13 protein-coding genes are annotated in these 15,052 nt (G+C 70.6%); 5 read left to right on the plus strand and 8 right to left on the minus strand.

Annotation, left to right across the window (positions count from 1 at the left end):
* The first annotated feature begins 19 nt into the window (after positions 1 to 19).
* A complete protein-coding gene (vsr, locus tag G514_RS0108205; RefSeq protein ID WP_084151870.1) occupies positions 20 to 532 on the plus strand; it encodes a DNA mismatch endonuclease Vsr in 513 nt (170 codons plus the stop codon).
* Between the two features lie 82 nt (positions 533 to 614).
* Here vsr and G514_RS0108210 read toward each other — a convergent pair whose 3' ends face one another.
* The 3 genes from G514_RS0108210 to G514_RS25610 form a co-directional block, all read right to left on the minus strand.
* A complete protein-coding gene (locus G514_RS0108210; protein WP_028651359.1) occupies positions 615 to 3,563 on the minus strand; it encodes a vitamin B12-dependent ribonucleotide reductase in 2,949 nt (982 codons plus the stop codon).
* A 147-nt stretch (positions 3,564 to 3,710) separates the two neighbouring features.
* Positions 3,711 to 4,220, minus strand: a complete 510-nt coding sequence (gene nrdR, locus G514_RS0108215) for a transcriptional regulator NrdR (RefSeq protein WP_028651360.1) — start codon at positions 4,218 to 4,220, stop codon at positions 3,711 to 3,713.
* 346 nt (positions 4,221 to 4,566) lie between these two features.
* A complete protein-coding gene (locus tag G514_RS25610; protein ID WP_051247107.1) occupies positions 4,567 to 5,091 on the minus strand; it encodes a mismatch-specific DNA-glycosylase in 525 nt (174 codons plus the stop codon).
* Positions 5,092 to 5,371: 280 nt separating this feature from the next.
* On the opposite strand from G514_RS25610, the gene G514_RS0108225 reads away from it, so the two are divergent.
* On the plus strand, positions 5,372 to 6,634 hold the full coding sequence (locus G514_RS0108225; RefSeq protein ID WP_028651361.1) for a NupC/NupG family nucleoside CNT transporter: 1,263 nt from the start codon (positions 5,372 to 5,374) through the stop codon (positions 6,632 to 6,634).
* Here G514_RS0108225 and G514_RS29085 read toward each other — a convergent pair.
* Complete coding sequence (locus G514_RS29085; protein WP_051247109.1) at positions 6,631 to 7,521, minus strand: ATP-binding protein; 891 nt, start codon at positions 7,519 to 7,521, stop codon at positions 6,631 to 6,633. The genes G514_RS0108225 and G514_RS29085 overlap by 4 nt on opposite strands.
* A gap of 66 nt (positions 7,522 to 7,587) precedes the next feature.
* On the opposite strand from G514_RS29085, the gene G514_RS30620 reads away from it, so the two are divergent.
* Positions 7,588 to 7,941 carry a hypothetical protein gene (locus G514_RS30620; RefSeq protein WP_028651362.1) on the plus strand — a complete coding sequence of 118 codons (354 nt, stop codon included), beginning with the start codon at positions 7,588 to 7,590 and terminating at the stop codon, positions 7,939 to 7,941.
* 24 nt (positions 7,942 to 7,965) lie between these two features.
* On the opposite strand, the gene G514_RS0108240 is transcribed toward G514_RS30620, so the two are convergent.
* Positions 7,966 to 8,385 carry a hypothetical protein gene (locus G514_RS0108240; RefSeq protein WP_028651363.1) on the minus strand — a complete coding sequence of 140 codons (420 nt, stop codon included), beginning with the start codon at positions 8,383 to 8,385 and terminating at the stop codon, positions 7,966 to 7,968.
* A gap of 140 nt (positions 8,386 to 8,525) precedes the next feature.
* Entirely contained in the window at positions 8,526 to 8,879 is a 354-nt protein-coding gene (locus G514_RS0108245; protein WP_036564107.1) for a LysM peptidoglycan-binding domain-containing protein, read from the minus strand.
* A gap of 310 nt (positions 8,880 to 9,189) precedes the next feature.
* Here G514_RS0108245 and lexA point away from each other — a divergent pair, with 310 nt between their 5' ends.
* Both lexA and G514_RS0108255 read left to right on the plus strand, forming a co-directional pair.
* Positions 9,190 to 9,936 (plus strand): transcriptional repressor LexA, encoded by a 747-nt coding sequence (gene lexA / locus G514_RS0108250; protein ID WP_028651365.1) that lies wholly within the window; start codon positions 9,190 to 9,192, stop codon positions 9,934 to 9,936.
* Positions 9,937 to 10,036: 100 nt separating this feature from the next.
* Complete coding sequence (locus G514_RS0108255; RefSeq protein ID WP_028651366.1) at positions 10,037 to 11,611, plus strand: MXAN_6640 family putative metalloprotease; 1,575 nt, start codon at positions 10,037 to 10,039, stop codon at positions 11,609 to 11,611.
* Positions 11,612 to 11,708: 97 nt separating this feature from the next.
* On the opposite strand, the gene G514_RS0108260 is transcribed toward G514_RS0108255, so the two are convergent.
* Both G514_RS0108260 and G514_RS0108265 read right to left on the minus strand, forming a co-directional pair.
* Complete coding sequence (locus G514_RS0108260; RefSeq protein WP_084151872.1) at positions 11,709 to 13,043, minus strand: phospholipase D-like domain-containing protein; 1,335 nt, start codon at positions 13,041 to 13,043, stop codon at positions 11,709 to 11,711.
* Positions 13,044 to 13,070: 27 nt separating this feature from the next.
* Positions 13,071 to 14,999 carry an ATP-dependent DNA helicase gene (locus G514_RS0108265; RefSeq protein ID WP_245582139.1) on the minus strand — a complete coding sequence of 643 codons (1,929 nt, stop codon included), beginning with the start codon at positions 14,997 to 14,999 and terminating at the stop codon, positions 13,071 to 13,073.
* Positions 15,000 to 15,052: the final 53 nt, after the last annotated feature.

A 15,052-nucleotide genomic window follows, 5' to 3' on the forward strand; every position in this document is an offset into this window, starting at 1 on the left:
ACCTCCTAGTGTTCACAGCATGCCAGGCGCGAGGCGGCCGGACCCGAGTCGAGAAGGTGTGTCGGCCACAGGCTATTTGGCGCCACCGACAGTTCAGCCGCCGGTCTCCGCCGCCGCTCGGCGCACGATGCAAGGTAACCGAAGCACGGACACTGGCCCCGAGCTCGCAGTTCGCGCTCTTCTCCACAGGGCCGGACTGCGCTACCGGGTGAACGTGCCGCTGCCCTTCGACCGCCGTCGTCGAGCCGACATCGTGTTCAGCCGCGTTGGCCTCTATGTCTTCATCGACGGGTGCTTCTGGCACGGCTGCTCGGAACACTTCGTCACCCCGAAGACTCGAACCGACTTCTGGCTCAACAAGGTGGGACGGAACCGCGATCGGGACCGTGACACCGATCGTCAACTCATCGAGCACGGGCTCGTCTCGCTGCGGATCTGGGAACACCTCCCACCGGATCAGGCGGCCGAACTGATCGTGGCGGCGTACGAGAGTTTGCAAGATCGACCTGCGGACAGGCGACACATCACCTGAACACATTCCGCCGACAACCGCTGACGATGCGTGATGGATACATTGCCCGCTTCGCCGCTCCTTCCCCGTCGAAGGCCGACCGTCAGCTGCAGCCGCTGGTGCTGCCGCAGCCCTCGCAGACGTAGCAGGAGCCGGCGGGGCGCATCTTGGTGCCGCAGGTCATGCAGAGCGGGGAGTCGACGGCGGTGCCGGTGATCTGCTCGAGGAGCTCGGCGGAGGTCTTGGCCTGGCGGCCGGTGTCGGCGGAGGCGGGAACCTCGCGCTGCTCGGAGCCGTGGGTGTCCTTGGTCTCGACGACCTCGGCGTCGACGACCTCGTGGACGGCGGAAGTCTCGACGGGCTCGACCAGGGGGGTCGAGTCGGCGATGACCTCTGCGGCTGAGCCGAGCTCGTCGAGGGGCTCGTAGGAGCCGGTCTCGAGGTAGCGCTGGCGCTCGTCGGCGGAGAAGACGCCGAGGCCCTGGCGGGTCTCGAAGTCGAGGTAGTCGAGCGCGAGCCGGCGGAAGATGTAGTCCATGATCGACTTCGCCATGCGGACGTCGGCGTCGTCGGTGAGGCCCGCGGGCTCGAAGGACAGGTTGGTGAACTTCGAGACGTAGGTCTCCAGCGGGACGCCGTACTGGAGGCCGATCGAGACGGCGATCGAGAAGGCGTCCATCACGCCGGCGAGGGTGGAGCCCTGCTTGCCGAGCTTGAGGAAGACCTCGCCGAGCTCGCCGTCGTCGTGGGCGCCGGAGGTCATGTAGCCCTCGGCACCGCCGACGGTGAACGACGTGGTGCGCGAGACGCGCGACTTGGGCAGCCGCTTGCGGGTCGGCGCGTAGACGACCTTCTCGACGACCTCGACCGCGGCCTCGTCGGAGGACGTGGGCAGGCCCTGGTCCTTCTTGGCGGAGTCGGACTTGCCGTCGGAGAGGGGCTGGCCGACCTTGCAGTTGTCGCGGTAGATCGCGGTGGCCTTGAGGCCGAGCTTCCACGACTGCAGGAAGACGTCCTCGATCTCCTCGACCGTGGCGGTCTCGGGGAGGTTGACCGTCTTGGAGATCGCGCCGGAGAGGAACGGCTGGCAGGCCGCCATCATCCGGACGTGGCCCATCGGCTTGAGCGAGCGGGCGCCCATCGCGGTGTCGAAGACCTCGTAGTGCTCCTGGCGGAGGCCGGGGGCGTCGATGACGTGACCGTGCTCGGCGATGTAGTCGACGATCGCCTCGACCTGCTCGGGCTGGTAGCCGAGCTTGCGCAGCGCGCGCGGGATGGTCTGGTTGACGATCTGCATCGAGCCGCCGCCGACCAGCTTCTTGAACTTGACCAGCGAGAAGTCGGGCTCGATGCCGGTGGTGTCGCAGTCCATCATGAAGCCGATGGTGCCGGTGGGCGCGAGCACCGAGGCCTGCGCGTTGCGGAAGCCGTTGGTCTTGCCGAGGTCGACGACCTTGGCCCACTCGGTGGTGGCCAGCTTGTGGACCTGGGCGTCGGCGATGGAGAGGGTGCGCACCGTGTCGTTGGCGGCCTGGTGCTTGCGCATGACGCGCTGGTGCGCCTCGGCGTTGCGGGCGTAGCCGGCGTAGGGGCCGACGACGGCGGCGAGCTCGGCCGAACGGCGGTAGGACGTGCCGGTCATGAGCGAGGTGATCGCAGCAGCCATCGCGCGGCCGCCGTCGCTGTCGTAGCCGAGACCCATCGCCATCAGCAGGGCGCCGAGGTTGGCGTAGCCGATGCCGAGCTGGCGGTAGTCGACGGTGGTCTTGCCGATCGCCTCGGTCGGGAAGTCGGCGAAGCAGATCGAGATGTCCATCGCGGTGATGATCAGCTCGACGGCCTGGGCGAAGCGCTCGGCGTCGAAGCCCCCCGGACCGGCATCAGTGTCGTCCTTGAGGAACTTCAGCAGGTTGAGCGAGGCGAGGTTGCACGAGGAGTTGTCGAGCGACATGTATTCGGAGCACGGGTTGGACGCCGTGATCCGGCCGGTCTCGGGGTTGGTGTGCCAATCGTTGATCGTGTCGTCGTACTGGAGCCCCGGGTCGGCGCACTCCCACGCGGCCTTGCTGATCTTGCGGAACAGGTCGCGGGCGTCGACGGTGTCGATGACCTCGCCGGTCTTGCGGCCGCGCAGGGCGAAGTCGGTGCCGTCCTCGACGGCGCGCATGAACTCGTCGCTGACCCGGACGGAGTTGTTGGCGTTCTGGTACTGGACGCTGGTGATGTCGGCGCCGCCGAGGTCCATGTCGAAGCCGGCGTCGCGGAGCGCGCGGATCTTGTCCTCCTCGCGCGCCTTGGTCTCGACGAACTCGACGATGTCGGGGTGGTCGACGTCGAGGACGACCATCTTGGCCGCGCGGCGGGTGGCGCCGCCGGACTTGATGGTGCCGGCGGACGCGTCGGCGCCGCGCATGAAGGAGACCGGGCCGGAGGCGGTGCCGCCGGAGGAGAGCAGCTCCTTGGAGGAGCGGATGCGGGAGAGGTTGAGGCCGGCGCCGGAGCCGCCCTTGAAGATGAACCCCTCCTCCTTGTACCAGTTGAGGATGGAGTCCATCGAGTCGTCGACGGACAGGATGAAGCAGGCGCTGACCTGCTGGGGCGACTCGGTGCCGACGTTGAACCACACCGGGCTGTTGAACGAGAAGTACTGGTGCACGAGCAGCCAGGTCAGCTCGTGCTCGAACAGCTCGGCGTCGGCCGGCGTCGCGAAGTAACCGTGGTCCTCGCCGGCCTTGCGGTAGGTCTTGACCACGCGGTCGACCAGCTCACGCAGGCTGGTCTCGCGGACGTCGGTGTTGAGCGCGCCGCGGAAGTACTTCGTGGTGACGATCGTCGAGGCGTTGACCGACCAGAAGTCGGGGAACTCGACGCCACGCTGCTCGAAGACGGTCTCGCCGGTCTTCCAGTTGGTCTGGACGACGTCGCGGCGCTCCCAGGTGAGCTCGTCGTAGGGGTGCACGCCCTCGGTGCTGAAGTGCCGCGTGAGGCTGAGCCCGCCCTGGCTGCTGTCGGCGGACTTGTTGGCGGCCTTGCCGCTCACCGTCTCGGTCATGCGCTGTGTCTCCTGGTCCCGTGATTGAGGCGTGGTCCCTGCTGATCAGTCTCTCTGGTGGCACCGACACTGCGCAGGGACAGCGGGGTTGCCGACGTGATGCGCCCGGTACGCCGCTTCCCCACGACGTACCGGGCGGTCTGTGGGTCAGCCGCTGGGGGCCGAGGTGAGGTCCTGCACGTCGTCGTCGAGGAGCGCGGAGAGCTGCTCGGCGCGGTGCGTGCGCAGGCTCTCGATCTCGATCTCGAAGTCGTCGGCGGACTCGAACTGCTTGTAGACGCTCGCGAAGCGCAGGAACGCCACGTCGTCGAGCTCGCGGAGCGGGGCGAGGATGGCCATGCCGACCTCGTGGGCGGCGAACTCGGCCTGGCCGGCGCCGCGCAGCGCGTCCTCGACCTGCTGGCCGAGGCGGGCCAGGTCGTCCTCGGAGACCGGCCGGCCCTTGCAGGCCTTGCGGACGCCGGCGATCGCCTTGTCGCGGTCGAAGCCCTCGGTGGCGCCGGACCGCTTGAGGACGGTCAGCTGCATCAGCTCGAGGGTGCTGAACCGCTGCTCGCACGACTGGCAGCAGCGCCGGCGCCGGATCGAGCAGCCGTCCTCGGCGACGCGCGAGTCGAGGACCTTGGTGTCGTGGTGCTTGCAGAACGGGCAGTGCACGACGATCCTCCTCGGGGGTGGGGAACGGGCCTCGGTGGGCGCGGCTGGGACACCCTCGGAGAGGGTGTGGATAACGGGGGTCCTGCTGTGTAGAACACCGCTGCGGGTGTGGGGCTTCCGCATCCGGTCTGGGGAGTGACCAGCTCGCGCTGGGGACTAGATGTGGATAACTACACCGGTGTAACTACTAGATGTTGTGGTAACCGTACGCCGGGTCCGGACGTGGCGCAAGATCACTGCCGGATCAATTTGAGCCAGGTCACCCCGCCTGCGTTTGCGCAGGTCAGAGGGCGTACGGCGGCCGGATCTGCGGACTAGAACCGGCGTGTCGCGGTCAGCGCCCGCGTCAGCGCGCGGCCAGCTCGGGGGCCGCGATCGCGGCCAGGTCGCGCCACCACGCGAGGCGGGTGGGGCGACCGTCGTAATCCTTGCGCTGGTTGGCGCCGCTGGTGCCCGGGAGCACGAAGACCTCCGAGCGGCCGATGCCCCACGGGGCCGGTCCGAGACCGGGCGGTCGGTGGCCGAGCGCCCTCGCGGCGTACGCCGCCGTGCCCTTGGCGGTGAACGCCAGGAACGCCGGCTCCCAGCGCTCGACCGCCGCCACGAGCACGTCGATCTCGACCCAGCCGCGGTTGGAGTCGTGGTCCCAGTGACCGACGAGGTCGGTGAGGCCGAGCCCGTGGTCGACGACGGTGCGGTCCTCCTCGGGGCGCAGCCGGCGCGGGGTGAGGCCGGAGAGGTGGACGCACTCCCAGAAGTTATTGCCCGGGGAGGCGTAGTAGTGGTCGCGGGTCTTGGTGCTCTCGGCACCGGCCATGCCGCAGAAGACGATGACCGGGTCGGGGCCGACGATGTCGGGCAGGAGCTCCACGTGGGGCGGGTACCCGGTTGCGCGGGTGCCCTTCGCTGCGGAGGTCTCGACAGGCTCGACCAGCGGTGGTCGAGCGGGTGCCTTCGCTGCGGAGGTTTCGAGACGGTCGCTGCGCGACCTCCTCAACCAGCGTGGGGTGGCGCGGGTGCCTTCGCTGCGGTGGTCTCGACAAGCTCGACCAGCGGTGGTCTATCGGGTGCCTTCGCTGCGGAGGTTTCGAGACGGTCGCTGCGCGACCTCCTCAACCAGCGTGGGCTTGCGTACGGGGTACAGGGGCGACATGGGCGACTTCCGCGGGGTGCTCGGGCTGGTCTTCGTGCTGCTCTTGGCGGTGGCGTTCTCCAAGCACCGGCGCGGGATCTCCTGGCGGACGGTCGGGGTGGCGCTGGGGCTGCAGGTCGCGTTCGCGCTGCTCGTGCTGCGCTGGGGGCCGGGGCAGGACGCCATGGGCTGGGTGTCGGACCGCGTGGAGTCGCTGATCGGCTACACACAGGACGGGACGGAGTTCGTGTTCGGGCCGCTGATGGCGGTCGGCGACGAGAACGACACGATCTTCGCGCTGCAGGTGCTGCCGGTGATCGTGTTCCTCGGCGCGCTGATCGGGCTGCTGTTCTACCTGCGCGTGATCCAGTGGCTGGCCTACCTCGTCGGCGGCACGCTGAGCTGGCTGTTGCAGGTGAGCCGGATCGAGTCGCTGTTCGCCGCGACCGTGATCTTCCTCGGGATGAGCGAGGCGCCGCTGATGATCGCGCCGTGGCTGCGGTCGCTGCGCAAGGGCCAGGTGTTCACGATCATGGTCGGCGGGTTCGCGGCGGCGGCCGGATCGACGCTGGTGGGCTACTCGCTGCTGGGCGCGCCGCTGGAGTACCTGCTGGCCGCCACGGTCATGAACGCGCCGGCCTCGCTGCTGATGGCCAAGATCCTCTGGCCCGACAGCACCCCGGCGGACCCCGACGACGAGGCCGAGGGCGTGGCCCCGCGCGACGCGGAGGACATCGACGTACGCACGATCCGCGACGAGGAGTCGCGCAACGCCATCGACGCGCTCGGTCGCGGCGCCCTGGCCGGCGGCCGGATCGCGGTCACGGTCGGCGCGCTGCTCATCGCGTTCATCGCGGCGATCTCGATGGCCAACGGCATCCTGGGCGGGATCGGCGGCTGGTTCGGGGCCGACGACCTCACCTTCGAGAAGGTGGTCGGCTGGGCGTTCGCTCCCCTGGCCTGGCTGCTCGGCGTCCCGTGGTCGGAGGCGGTCGACGCCGGCTCGTGGATCGGGCAGAAGACCGTGCTCAACGAGTTCGTCGCGTACGCCGACTTCGGGCCCCAGGTCGACTCGCTGTCGGGCGTGACGGTGGCCGTGGTGACGTTCGCGCTGGCCGGCTTCGCCAACCTCGGGTCGATCGCGATCCTGATCGGCACCATCGGGTCGCTGGCCCCCGAACGCCGCTCGTGGGTCGCCGAGCTCGGGCTGCGGGCGCTCCTCGCCGGCAGCCTCGCGAACCTCGCCAACGCCGCCATCGCCGGCGTCGTCGTCAGTCTCTAGCCCGCGCTCCTGTCGTCGTCGAGCTCGAGGGAGAACCACACGCTGGTGCCGACCGCGTCGCGCTCGGAGCCCCACCGGTCGGAGAGCGCCTCGACCAGGTGGAGGCCGCGCCCGTGCACGCGGAGCGGGTCGAGGTCGTCGATCGGCGCGGCGTCCGGCGCCTGACCGCCGTGGTCGCGCACCGAGACCGTGAGCGCCGAGTCGAGCGTGGCGCGCAGCTCGGAGCCGCCGCCCGCGTGCACGATCGCGTTGGTCACCAGCTCGGAGAGGCAGAGCTCCGCCGTGGCGGCGAAGTCCTCGGACACGCCCGCCTCGGCGAGGAAGGCGCGCAGGAAGCGGCGGGCAGCCGACGCGGCGCGCGGGTCGTCGTCGAGCACGGTCCGGACGGTGCGTCCGCCGTCGTCGGAGGGCTCGGGGTCGTCGTCGCGCAGGTCGGTGCGGACCCGGGCCTGGCGCACGGCGTCGGCGGCGCGCCGGGCGCGCGCCTCGAGGAGACGCTGCTCGCGCTCGCCGAGGGCGCGGTCGAGGAACACCACCACGCCGCCCACCGGCGAGCCGATGCCGGGCAGCGGGACCGCCGCGAGCGCCCGGACCTCGTCGGGCTGGGCGGAGACGAAGGCGTCGAAGCGCTTGTCGAGCGAGGCGCGGCTGCCCAGCACCGGCTCGCCCGTCCGCACGACCGAGGTCAGCGGCACGTCGTCGTAGGCGTCGATGTGGCACCAGTCGACGTGCTCGCCGTCGGTCCGGTCGCTCGCCGTGAACCGCAGCCGCCGGCCGCCGCCCTCCGAGAGCGCCAGCCCCACGCGGCGTACGCCGGGCAGGGCCGCGACATCGGCGAGCAGCCCCCTGGCGATCTCGTCGATGCCGCCCGCGGATGCGTCTGGCACGTCTCTCACGATAGGGCGCGCGCGTCCCTCCCGGATCGATTCGGGTCGGGAAGCCACAATGGCGCCGTGGCAGGGAGCGACCCCGAGGCCGGCCGACCCGGTCCGGTGCCGACGCCGCGCGGTGGCGCGCGGCGCGCGGCCAAGCCCAAGCGCAGCCTCCAGCCCGCGCTCCTGGGGCTGGCTCTCGGTGCGTTGGCCGCGCTGGGCGCGTGGGCGCTCCTGGTGTGGCTCGCCATCGACTCCGGGCGCGCGGCGCGCGGCGGCGAGGCGGGCAAGTGGGTGCAGCTCGGCGGCGCCTCGGTCGGCGCGGTGGCCTGCCTGTTCCTCTGCCTGTGGCTGTGCACGCTCGCCCTGCGGCGCGTGGGCATCCTCGAGGACCACCGCCGGAGCAGGCCCGTCTCCGCGCCGCACCGGCACTAGGCAGGCAGACAGGCCCGCGGTCGGTCAGCGGTCGGCCAGCCTGCGCACGAACTTCAGGCCCGACCATGTCTCGTCGATCGCGGCGACCTTGACGTCGACGAACCCGAGCTCGAGTCCGAGGGCGCGCACGGCGTCCTCGTCGAGGTCGCTGACGAGGCCGTCGGGGTTGCGGGTGGACCGCTGGGCCGCCTTCTTGGGCCAGCAGACCCAGACCATCCCGGCGGTGGCGGTGTGCTCGAAGAGCGTCGGCAGCCGCTTCGCCAGGTCGGCGTACGTCGTGCGGAAGGTCAGCGTGACGTCGGCGGTGCGCGGCAGCCGGCGCACGACGTGCGCGCCACCCAGGTCGCCCAGCCCGACCTCGGCGGGCAGCGCGTCGAGGAGCACGACGTGGTCGTCCTTGATGCCGAGCTTGCGCACCAGCGGGGTGCCTGAGTAGCCGGCCACGGACGCATTGTGGCGTCCCGGATCCCGCCGGCGCAGAAATGACCGCAGGGGCGAGGCACGGTCTCGATGGACCCGCCCCGCCCCTGTCTTCCCCGGCCCGTCAGCCGGGGTCGAGTCGGCTGACGAAGTCTGTGTGCCGCCTAGCCGGCGGGGACCACCAGGCGCTGCCCGGCCTGGAGGTCGGCGGAGTCGAGCGCGTTGAGCTGCTTGATCTCCTCCATCACCGCACGCACGTCGCCGTCGGCGGCGAGGCCGGAGGCGATGTCCCACAGCGTGTCGCCGCTGCCGACCTGGACGATCCGCGTCGGCTCGGGCGTGCCGGGCTGCTGGGTGGCGACGGAGCCGGCCGCGGTGACGAAGACCCCGATCGCGAAGGCCACGAGGAGCGCGGCGATCACGACGACCACCCGGCCGCGGCGGGTGAGCCGCACCGAGGACCGGACGCGCGGGAGGCGCGGGCTGTCGAAGAGGGTGTCGAGGGTCATCGTGGTCATCGGGATCTCCTGGGGAAGTGGAGTGCTGCTCTGGTCTTGGCTGGATCAAGTTGTAGAGGCCGCCGCCGACAGTGGCTCTGGGCGCTGCGTCGACGACTGCTTTGTCAGCGGGGTTCGATCAGACGTTCGATCGAACATGTGTACGAGGTTAGAGCACGTGTTCGAATGATTTCAAACACGTTCGAACGGCGTGTCGCGACGGCCGCCGCACCTCCGACGCGATCGCGCCACGCCTCGACGACGGGTCGGCGACACGCCCGTTCGAACAGATGTTTGAATTCGGGGCCGGGTCGCCGATAGCGTGCGCGGCATGGCGAGCGACTCGAACGACGGCGGCACCGTTTCCGAGCTTCCCGACGGACCCGCTGACGCGACCGGGCTGACGGCCCGGCAGCAGCGGATCCTCGAGCATCTCCGCGACTTCATGGAGCAGCGCGGCTACCCACCGAGCATGCGCGAGATCGGCGAGGCCGTGGGCCTGACGAGCTCCTCGAGCGTCGCCCACCAGCTCAAGGTCCTCGAGGAGAAGGGGTTCGTGCGCCGCGACCCCAACCGCCCGCGGGCGCTCGAGGTGTTCCTGCCCGAGGTGATGGCCGCCCGGCGTGCCGTCGGCTCGGCCGACAGGCTTCTCACGGACGGCTCAGCGTCCTACGACGAGACCGGCGTCGGCGACGCGATGCCGCCGGCGACCTACGTCCCGATGCTGGGCCGGATCGCGGCCGGCGGCCCGATCCTGGCCGAGCAGAACCTCGAGACCGTGTTCCCGCTCCCCCAGGAGCTCGTCGGCGACGGCGAGCTGTTCATGCTCGAGGTCTCCGGTGAGTCGATGATCGACGCCGCCATCTGCGACGGCGACTTCGTCGTGGTGCGCCGCGAGCAGACCGCCGAGAACGGCGACATCGTGGCAGCGATGATCGACGGCGAGGCCACGGTCAAGACGTTCCAGCGCAAGGACGGCCAGGTCTGGCTGCTCCCCCACAACCCGGCCTACGAGCGCATCGACGGCACCCACGCCTCGATCCTGGGCAAGGTCACGGCGGTCCTGCGGCGCCTCTGAGCGAAAGCCCGGAGGCGCACAACCGACCGGGCTGCGTGTCCGTCTCTCACGGTAGGGTCAGACGACCTCGTCGAATCCCCGAAAGAGACACGGAGATCTCATGCCCAACCCACCTCGGGCGCGCGCCTCGGCGCTGCTGCTCGCCGTCGTCGCCACCAGCGTCATCGCGCTGGTCGCCCCGACGCTCAGCACGCCGGCCGTGGCCGCACCGTCCCCCTCTCGGGTGGGCACGACCCACGCCAAGAAGCAGGCCCCCGCTGCCCACTGGACCCGCGCCACCCGCGCGAAGCACGCGCTCGCCCGCGCCAAGAAGGCGTTCGCGGCCGAGACCCCCGCCGGCGAGCGCCCCGACGCCACGCTGGCCCTGCGCAACCTGTGGCTGCTGAAGGACTCGCTCCCCGCGGCCGACCGCCGCGCCGCCAACAAGCTCTACCAGCGTCCCAAGCTCTCGGGTGACTGCCCGCCCAAGCGCTGCAGCGGCGTCCCCGCGCTGCTCGGTGACGAGAACGTGCTGATGCACTACGACCCGACCGAGCTCGCCTACGACCCCAACGTCGCGTTCGCCAACGTCAAGTACGTCGCCGACACCTACGCCAACTCCGGCTACCGCCGTCCCAAGAGCGACGGCACCAGGGGTGGCGACGGCCGCGTCGACATCTACGTCGCCCAGCTCGAGCCGGGTCTCTACGGCTACTGCACGACCGACCAGAAGAAGCTCGTCAAGCCGGGCCACTTCGACGTGTGGGCCTACTGCGTGCTCGACGCCGACTACGTCGGCTTCCCGCGCACGCCGCTGGAGAACTTCCAGGTGACGATCGCGCACGAGTACTACCACGCGACCCAGTTCGCCTACGACATCGCGGACGACCCGTGGTTCCAGGAGGCGACCGCGGCATGGGTCGAGGACGAGATGTACCCGACCATCAACGACAACTACCAGTACCTCAAGGACAGCCCGATCACCCACCCGGGCAAGCCGATGGACACCTTCAAGAACGGCGCGGTGTTCCACTACGGCGTCTGGAGCTTCTTCCGCTACCTCACCGAGCACTACCCCGCGAAGACCGGATCGCTGCCGACGCTGCTGCTCGACATGTGGAAGAACGCCGACAGCTCCAAGGGCCCGCGCAAGGACAGGTACTCCACGCAGGCCATCAACAAGGCGCTGAAGAAGGACGCCCACACGAGCCTGACCAAGCAGTTCGCGAACTTCTCGGCCGCCACCCGGGCGCCGGCGTTTACCTTCCTCGAGGGCGCGACGCTGGGCTACCCGGGCAAGCCGCTCGCCGGCTCGGCCTCGCTGCCCGCAGGCAAGCGCAAGTCCTTCAAGAGCAAGCTCGACCACCTCACCAGCTCCACCTTCCAGGTGACGCCCGGTGGCGGTACGTCGAAGCTGAAGGTCACGGTCAAGATGGCGAGGAAGCAGACCTCGCCGAGCGCGGTCGTGGCGATCTACTCCACGTCCGGCCTGAGCTTCGTGACGCTCAAGCTGAACAAGAAGGGCGTCGGCAAGAAGACCGTCGTCTTCGACGGCACGGTCGGCGCGGTCGAGGTGACGCTGGTCAACGCCAGCACCCGCTACCGCGACTGCTACCGCCGCAGCACGCCGTACAGCTGCTCGGGGCGCCCGGTCGACAACAACCTCAAGGCCCGCGTCCAGGTGAAGGCATCCTGAGCTGAGGTCCCGTCAACATCCCCGGCCGACGTCGTCGGCCGGGGATGTTGCACGTCCGGGGTCAACATCCGGGGCCACATGCCCGGTCCGCGGCAGGTCAGCGGCAGCGCGCCTGCCTCGGCACCGCCGACACGCGGCTCTGGTGGGCGTGCTTGAAGGCGTCGTTGACGTGGGCCGAGTAGGTCTTGAACAGCCACTTGCCGTCGAGGCGCAGCATCATCTCGTCGTTGTAGCGCAGGCCGCCACACGTGGTGTTGCTGGTGCCGGTCACCACGACGTAGCGTTCCTTGCCGTGGATCTTCGCGTGGATCGCGTAGACCTTGTCGTGGGTGATGATCGTGCGGACCCGGTTGTTGTCGATGTCGACCGTGCGGCCGTCGGGCAGCTTGAACGGCGACTGCAGCCAGTTCTCGATGAGGTCGCGGGTGGTGACGATCCGCAGCTTGCAGCCCTCCTTGGCGAGCCGCCCGATCTGGGTGCGGACGTCGTAGCGCTGGACCACCGCGATCATGATGTTGACGGTGTTCATGCCCTTGGCGCAGTGCACCGAGCGGAGGGTGTCGACCACCAGGTCGCCGCGCTTGCGCGGGTAGACCATCGCGTTGGGCGGCCCGCCGAAGGACTTCTGCTTGTCCGACCACGAGACGCCGCCGGCCGTCCAGCTCTGGGCGCGCAGGCGCTGGAAGTACTGCAGCCCGAAGGCGTAGAAGGAGTCGTCGAAGACCCGGGTGAGGCTGTTGACCTGGGAGTACTGGCGACCCTCGAAGTTGCTCGAGGACGTGATCACCGACTTCTTGCCACCGATGTCGGCGAGGAGGTACTTCAGGTGGTTGACGTCCTGCGAGGGCGGGGCCGGCGGCTTGCCGGTCCACGGCAGGCAGGCGCCCTTGCAGACGACGACGTTGCCCGGCATCGGGTCGCCGCCCTCGATCTGGGCGATCACCTTCTTGCCTGCCGGCTTGGTGGTCATGTCGGCGTCGGCCACGATCTCGACGTGGGCCCCGCGCTGCTGGGCTGCCACGATCGCCTTGGTCGTCGCCGGGATGTCCCAGCGGAACATCGCGATCCGCAGCGAGTCGCCCGCGCCCGCCGACTTGAAGATGTCGATGAAGTGGCGCACGACGGCAGGGTCCTTGCCGCCGTGGGTCGCCGGCGAGGAGAAGCAGACCTCGTAGGCGCCCGCGGCGTTGCAGCCGCTGAGGGCGGTGCGGGCGGCCGTGTCGTCCGGCACGGTCAGGTCTGTCGCCGGGGTGCTCTCGACCGTGCCGTCGGCGGCGTCGTCACCAGTCTCGTCAGCGGTGTCGGCAGCGGTGACCGCCGAGCTCACCCCGCGCGGTGGTCCGGAGGCTGCTGGCTCCCCTGCTCCGGCACAGGCGGCGGAGACCACCAGCACGAGGGCGACGAGTCCGGACGGTCCGAGGCGCGTGCGCATGCCGTCCAGCGTCTCATCCGGTCGTGACTAGCGTGCGTCGGACTGCTTGATCGGCGAGGGCGCAGCGGCCGCCAGCCGGGCCAGCGCCTTGCGGACGACGGCCGGGTCGGAGGTCGCCCACATGGGCGCCAGGCTGGCCTTGAGGAAGGCGCCGTAGCGGGCGGTGGCCAGGCGCGGGTCGAGGACGGCGACCACGCCGCGGTCGGTGGTGGTGCGGATCAGCCGGCCGGTGCCCTGGGCGAGGAGCAGCGCGGCGTGGGTGGCGGCGACCTGCATGAAGCCGTTGCCGCCGGCCTTGTCGGCGGCGCGCTGACGGGCGCTCATCAGCGGGTCGTCGGGGCGGGGGAAGGGGATCCGGTCGATGAGCACGAGCTGGCAGGTGTCACCTGGGACGTCGAGGCCCTGCCAGAGCGAGAGCGTGCCGAACAGCGCGGTGTGCGGGTCGTCGACGAACTGCCGGGCCAGCTCGGGCAGCTGCGCGTCGCCCTGGGCGAGGGTGGTGAGGTGGGGCAGCCGCTCCCGGACGGCCTCCGCCGCGGTCTCGGCGGCCCGCCGGCTGGAGAACAGCCCGAGCGCGCGGCCCTCGCACGCGTCGACCAGCTCGACGATCTCGTCGAGCTGGGCCTGCCCCAGCCCGTCGCGACCCGGCGGCGGCAGGTGACGGGCGACGTAGAGGATCGCCTGCTGGGCGTAGTCGAACGGGCTGCCGACGTCGAGGCCGCGCCACGGGAGCACGTCGTCGCCCCGCTCGACGGGGCCGCTGTCGACGTTCTCGGCCGCCTTGAGCCCGAAGCTGGACGCCACGGCGTTGAAGTCGCCGCCGAGCTTGAGCGTCGCGCTGGTGAAGACGGCGAGCTTGTCGGTCAGCAGCTTGTCGCGCATCGGGCCCCACACCTGGAGCGGCGCGACGCACAGGTGGGGCGGCCGGTTGTCGCCCCCCTCGGTCACCCAGAGCACGTCGCCCTCGGAGTGGGCCGTCATGCGCTCGGCGGTGGCGAAGACCTCCTGGACCGCGCCCTTGGCCTGGTTGAGCCCGGCATCGCCGTCGCCCTGCGCCGCGCCGCCCGAGTCGCCCTTGGGGTACGCCGACAAGCAGGCGCGCGCACTGGCGCGCACGGCCACCAGCGCCTCGGAGAGCGCGTCGGGCACGACGTCGATGCGGCCGGGGTGGAGGTCGTTGATCGCGGCGCGCAGCGCGTCGCCGGCGTCGGCGAGGTCGTCGGCCTCGTGGCCCTCGACGTGGCGCTGCGACCGCTTGGCCGCCCGGTCGACGTCGGCCGCGAACAGCTCGTCGGTCGCGGCCTGGGTGATGCGGCTGACCAGCTCGTGGGCCTCGTCGACGACCACGACGTCGTAGTCGGGGATCATCGGCACGCCCTCGATCGCGTCGATCGCGAGCAGCGAGTGGTTGGTGACGACCAGGTGTGAGCGCTGGGCCTTCTCGCGCGCGAGCTCGGCGAAGCACTCCTGGCCGAACGGGCACTTCGCGGCGCCGAGGCACTCGCGGTGGTTGACCGAGACCTGGCGCCACTCGCGGTCGGTGTGGCGCGGCGCGTTGTCGCGCTCGCCGCTGCCGCCGGCCTCGGACTCCTCCTCGGCCCACGCCCGCAGCTCGATCACCTTGCTCGCCATCGGGCCGACGGGGACGTCGACCAGCGTGCCCTGGTCGTCGGGGACGCCGGCCCGGATGCGGTGCAGGCAGGCGTAGTTGGACCGCCCCTTGAGCACGGCGTACGACGCGTCGACGCCGGGCAGGTCGCCGACCGCGTCGACCAGGCGCGGGAGGTCGCGCTCGACGAGCTGGTGCTGCAGCGCCAGGGTCGCGGTGGCGACGACCACCCGGCGGTCGTGCAGGAGGGAGGGCACGAGGTAGGCCAGTGACTTGCCGGTGCCGGTGCCGGCCTGGACGAGCAGGTGGGTGCCGTCGACCATCGCGGCGGCCACCGCCTCGGCCATCTCGATCTGCCCGGGCCGCTCCTGGCCACCCAGCGCCTCGACGGCGGCCGCGA

Origin of the sequence: Nocardioides halotolerans DSM 19273 (assembly GCF_000422805.1) — a bacterium.
In the GTDB taxonomy this organism is placed as follows: Bacteria; Actinomycetota; Actinomycetes; order Propionibacteriales; family Nocardioidaceae; genus Nocardioides; species Nocardioides halotolerans.

Bases quoted from the DNA above. Each gene is read 5' to 3' on its own strand.
- G514_RS0108225 (WP_028651361.1), top strand. From the start codon at position 5,372: ATGGGCGACTTCCGCGGGGTGCTCGGGCTGGTCTTCGTGCTGCTCTTG.
- G514_RS0108265 (WP_245582139.1), bottom strand. From the start codon at position 14,999: ATGGCCGAGGCGGTGGCCGCCGCGATGGTCGACGGCACCCACCTGCTC.
- vsr (WP_084151870.1), top strand. From the start codon at position 20: ATGCCAGGCGCGAGGCGGCCGGACCCGAGTCGAGAAGGTGTGTCGGCC.
- lexA (WP_028651365.1), top strand. From the start codon at position 9,190: ATGGCGAGCGACTCGAACGACGGCGGCACCGTTTCCGAGCTTCCCGAC.
- G514_RS0108260 (WP_084151872.1), bottom strand. From the start codon at position 13,043: ATGCGCACGCGCCTCGGACCGTCCGGACTCGTCGCCCTCGTGCTGGTG.
- G514_RS0108245 (WP_036564107.1), bottom strand. From the start codon at position 8,879: ATGACCACGATGACCCTCGACACCCTCTTCGACAGCCCGCGCCTCCCG.
- G514_RS0108255 (WP_028651366.1), top strand. From the start codon at position 10,037: ATGCCCAACCCACCTCGGGCGCGCGCCTCGGCGCTGCTGCTCGCCGTC.
- G514_RS0108210 (WP_028651359.1), bottom strand. From the start codon at position 3,563: ATGACCGAGACGGTGAGCGGCAAGGCCGCCAACAAGTCCGCCGACAGC.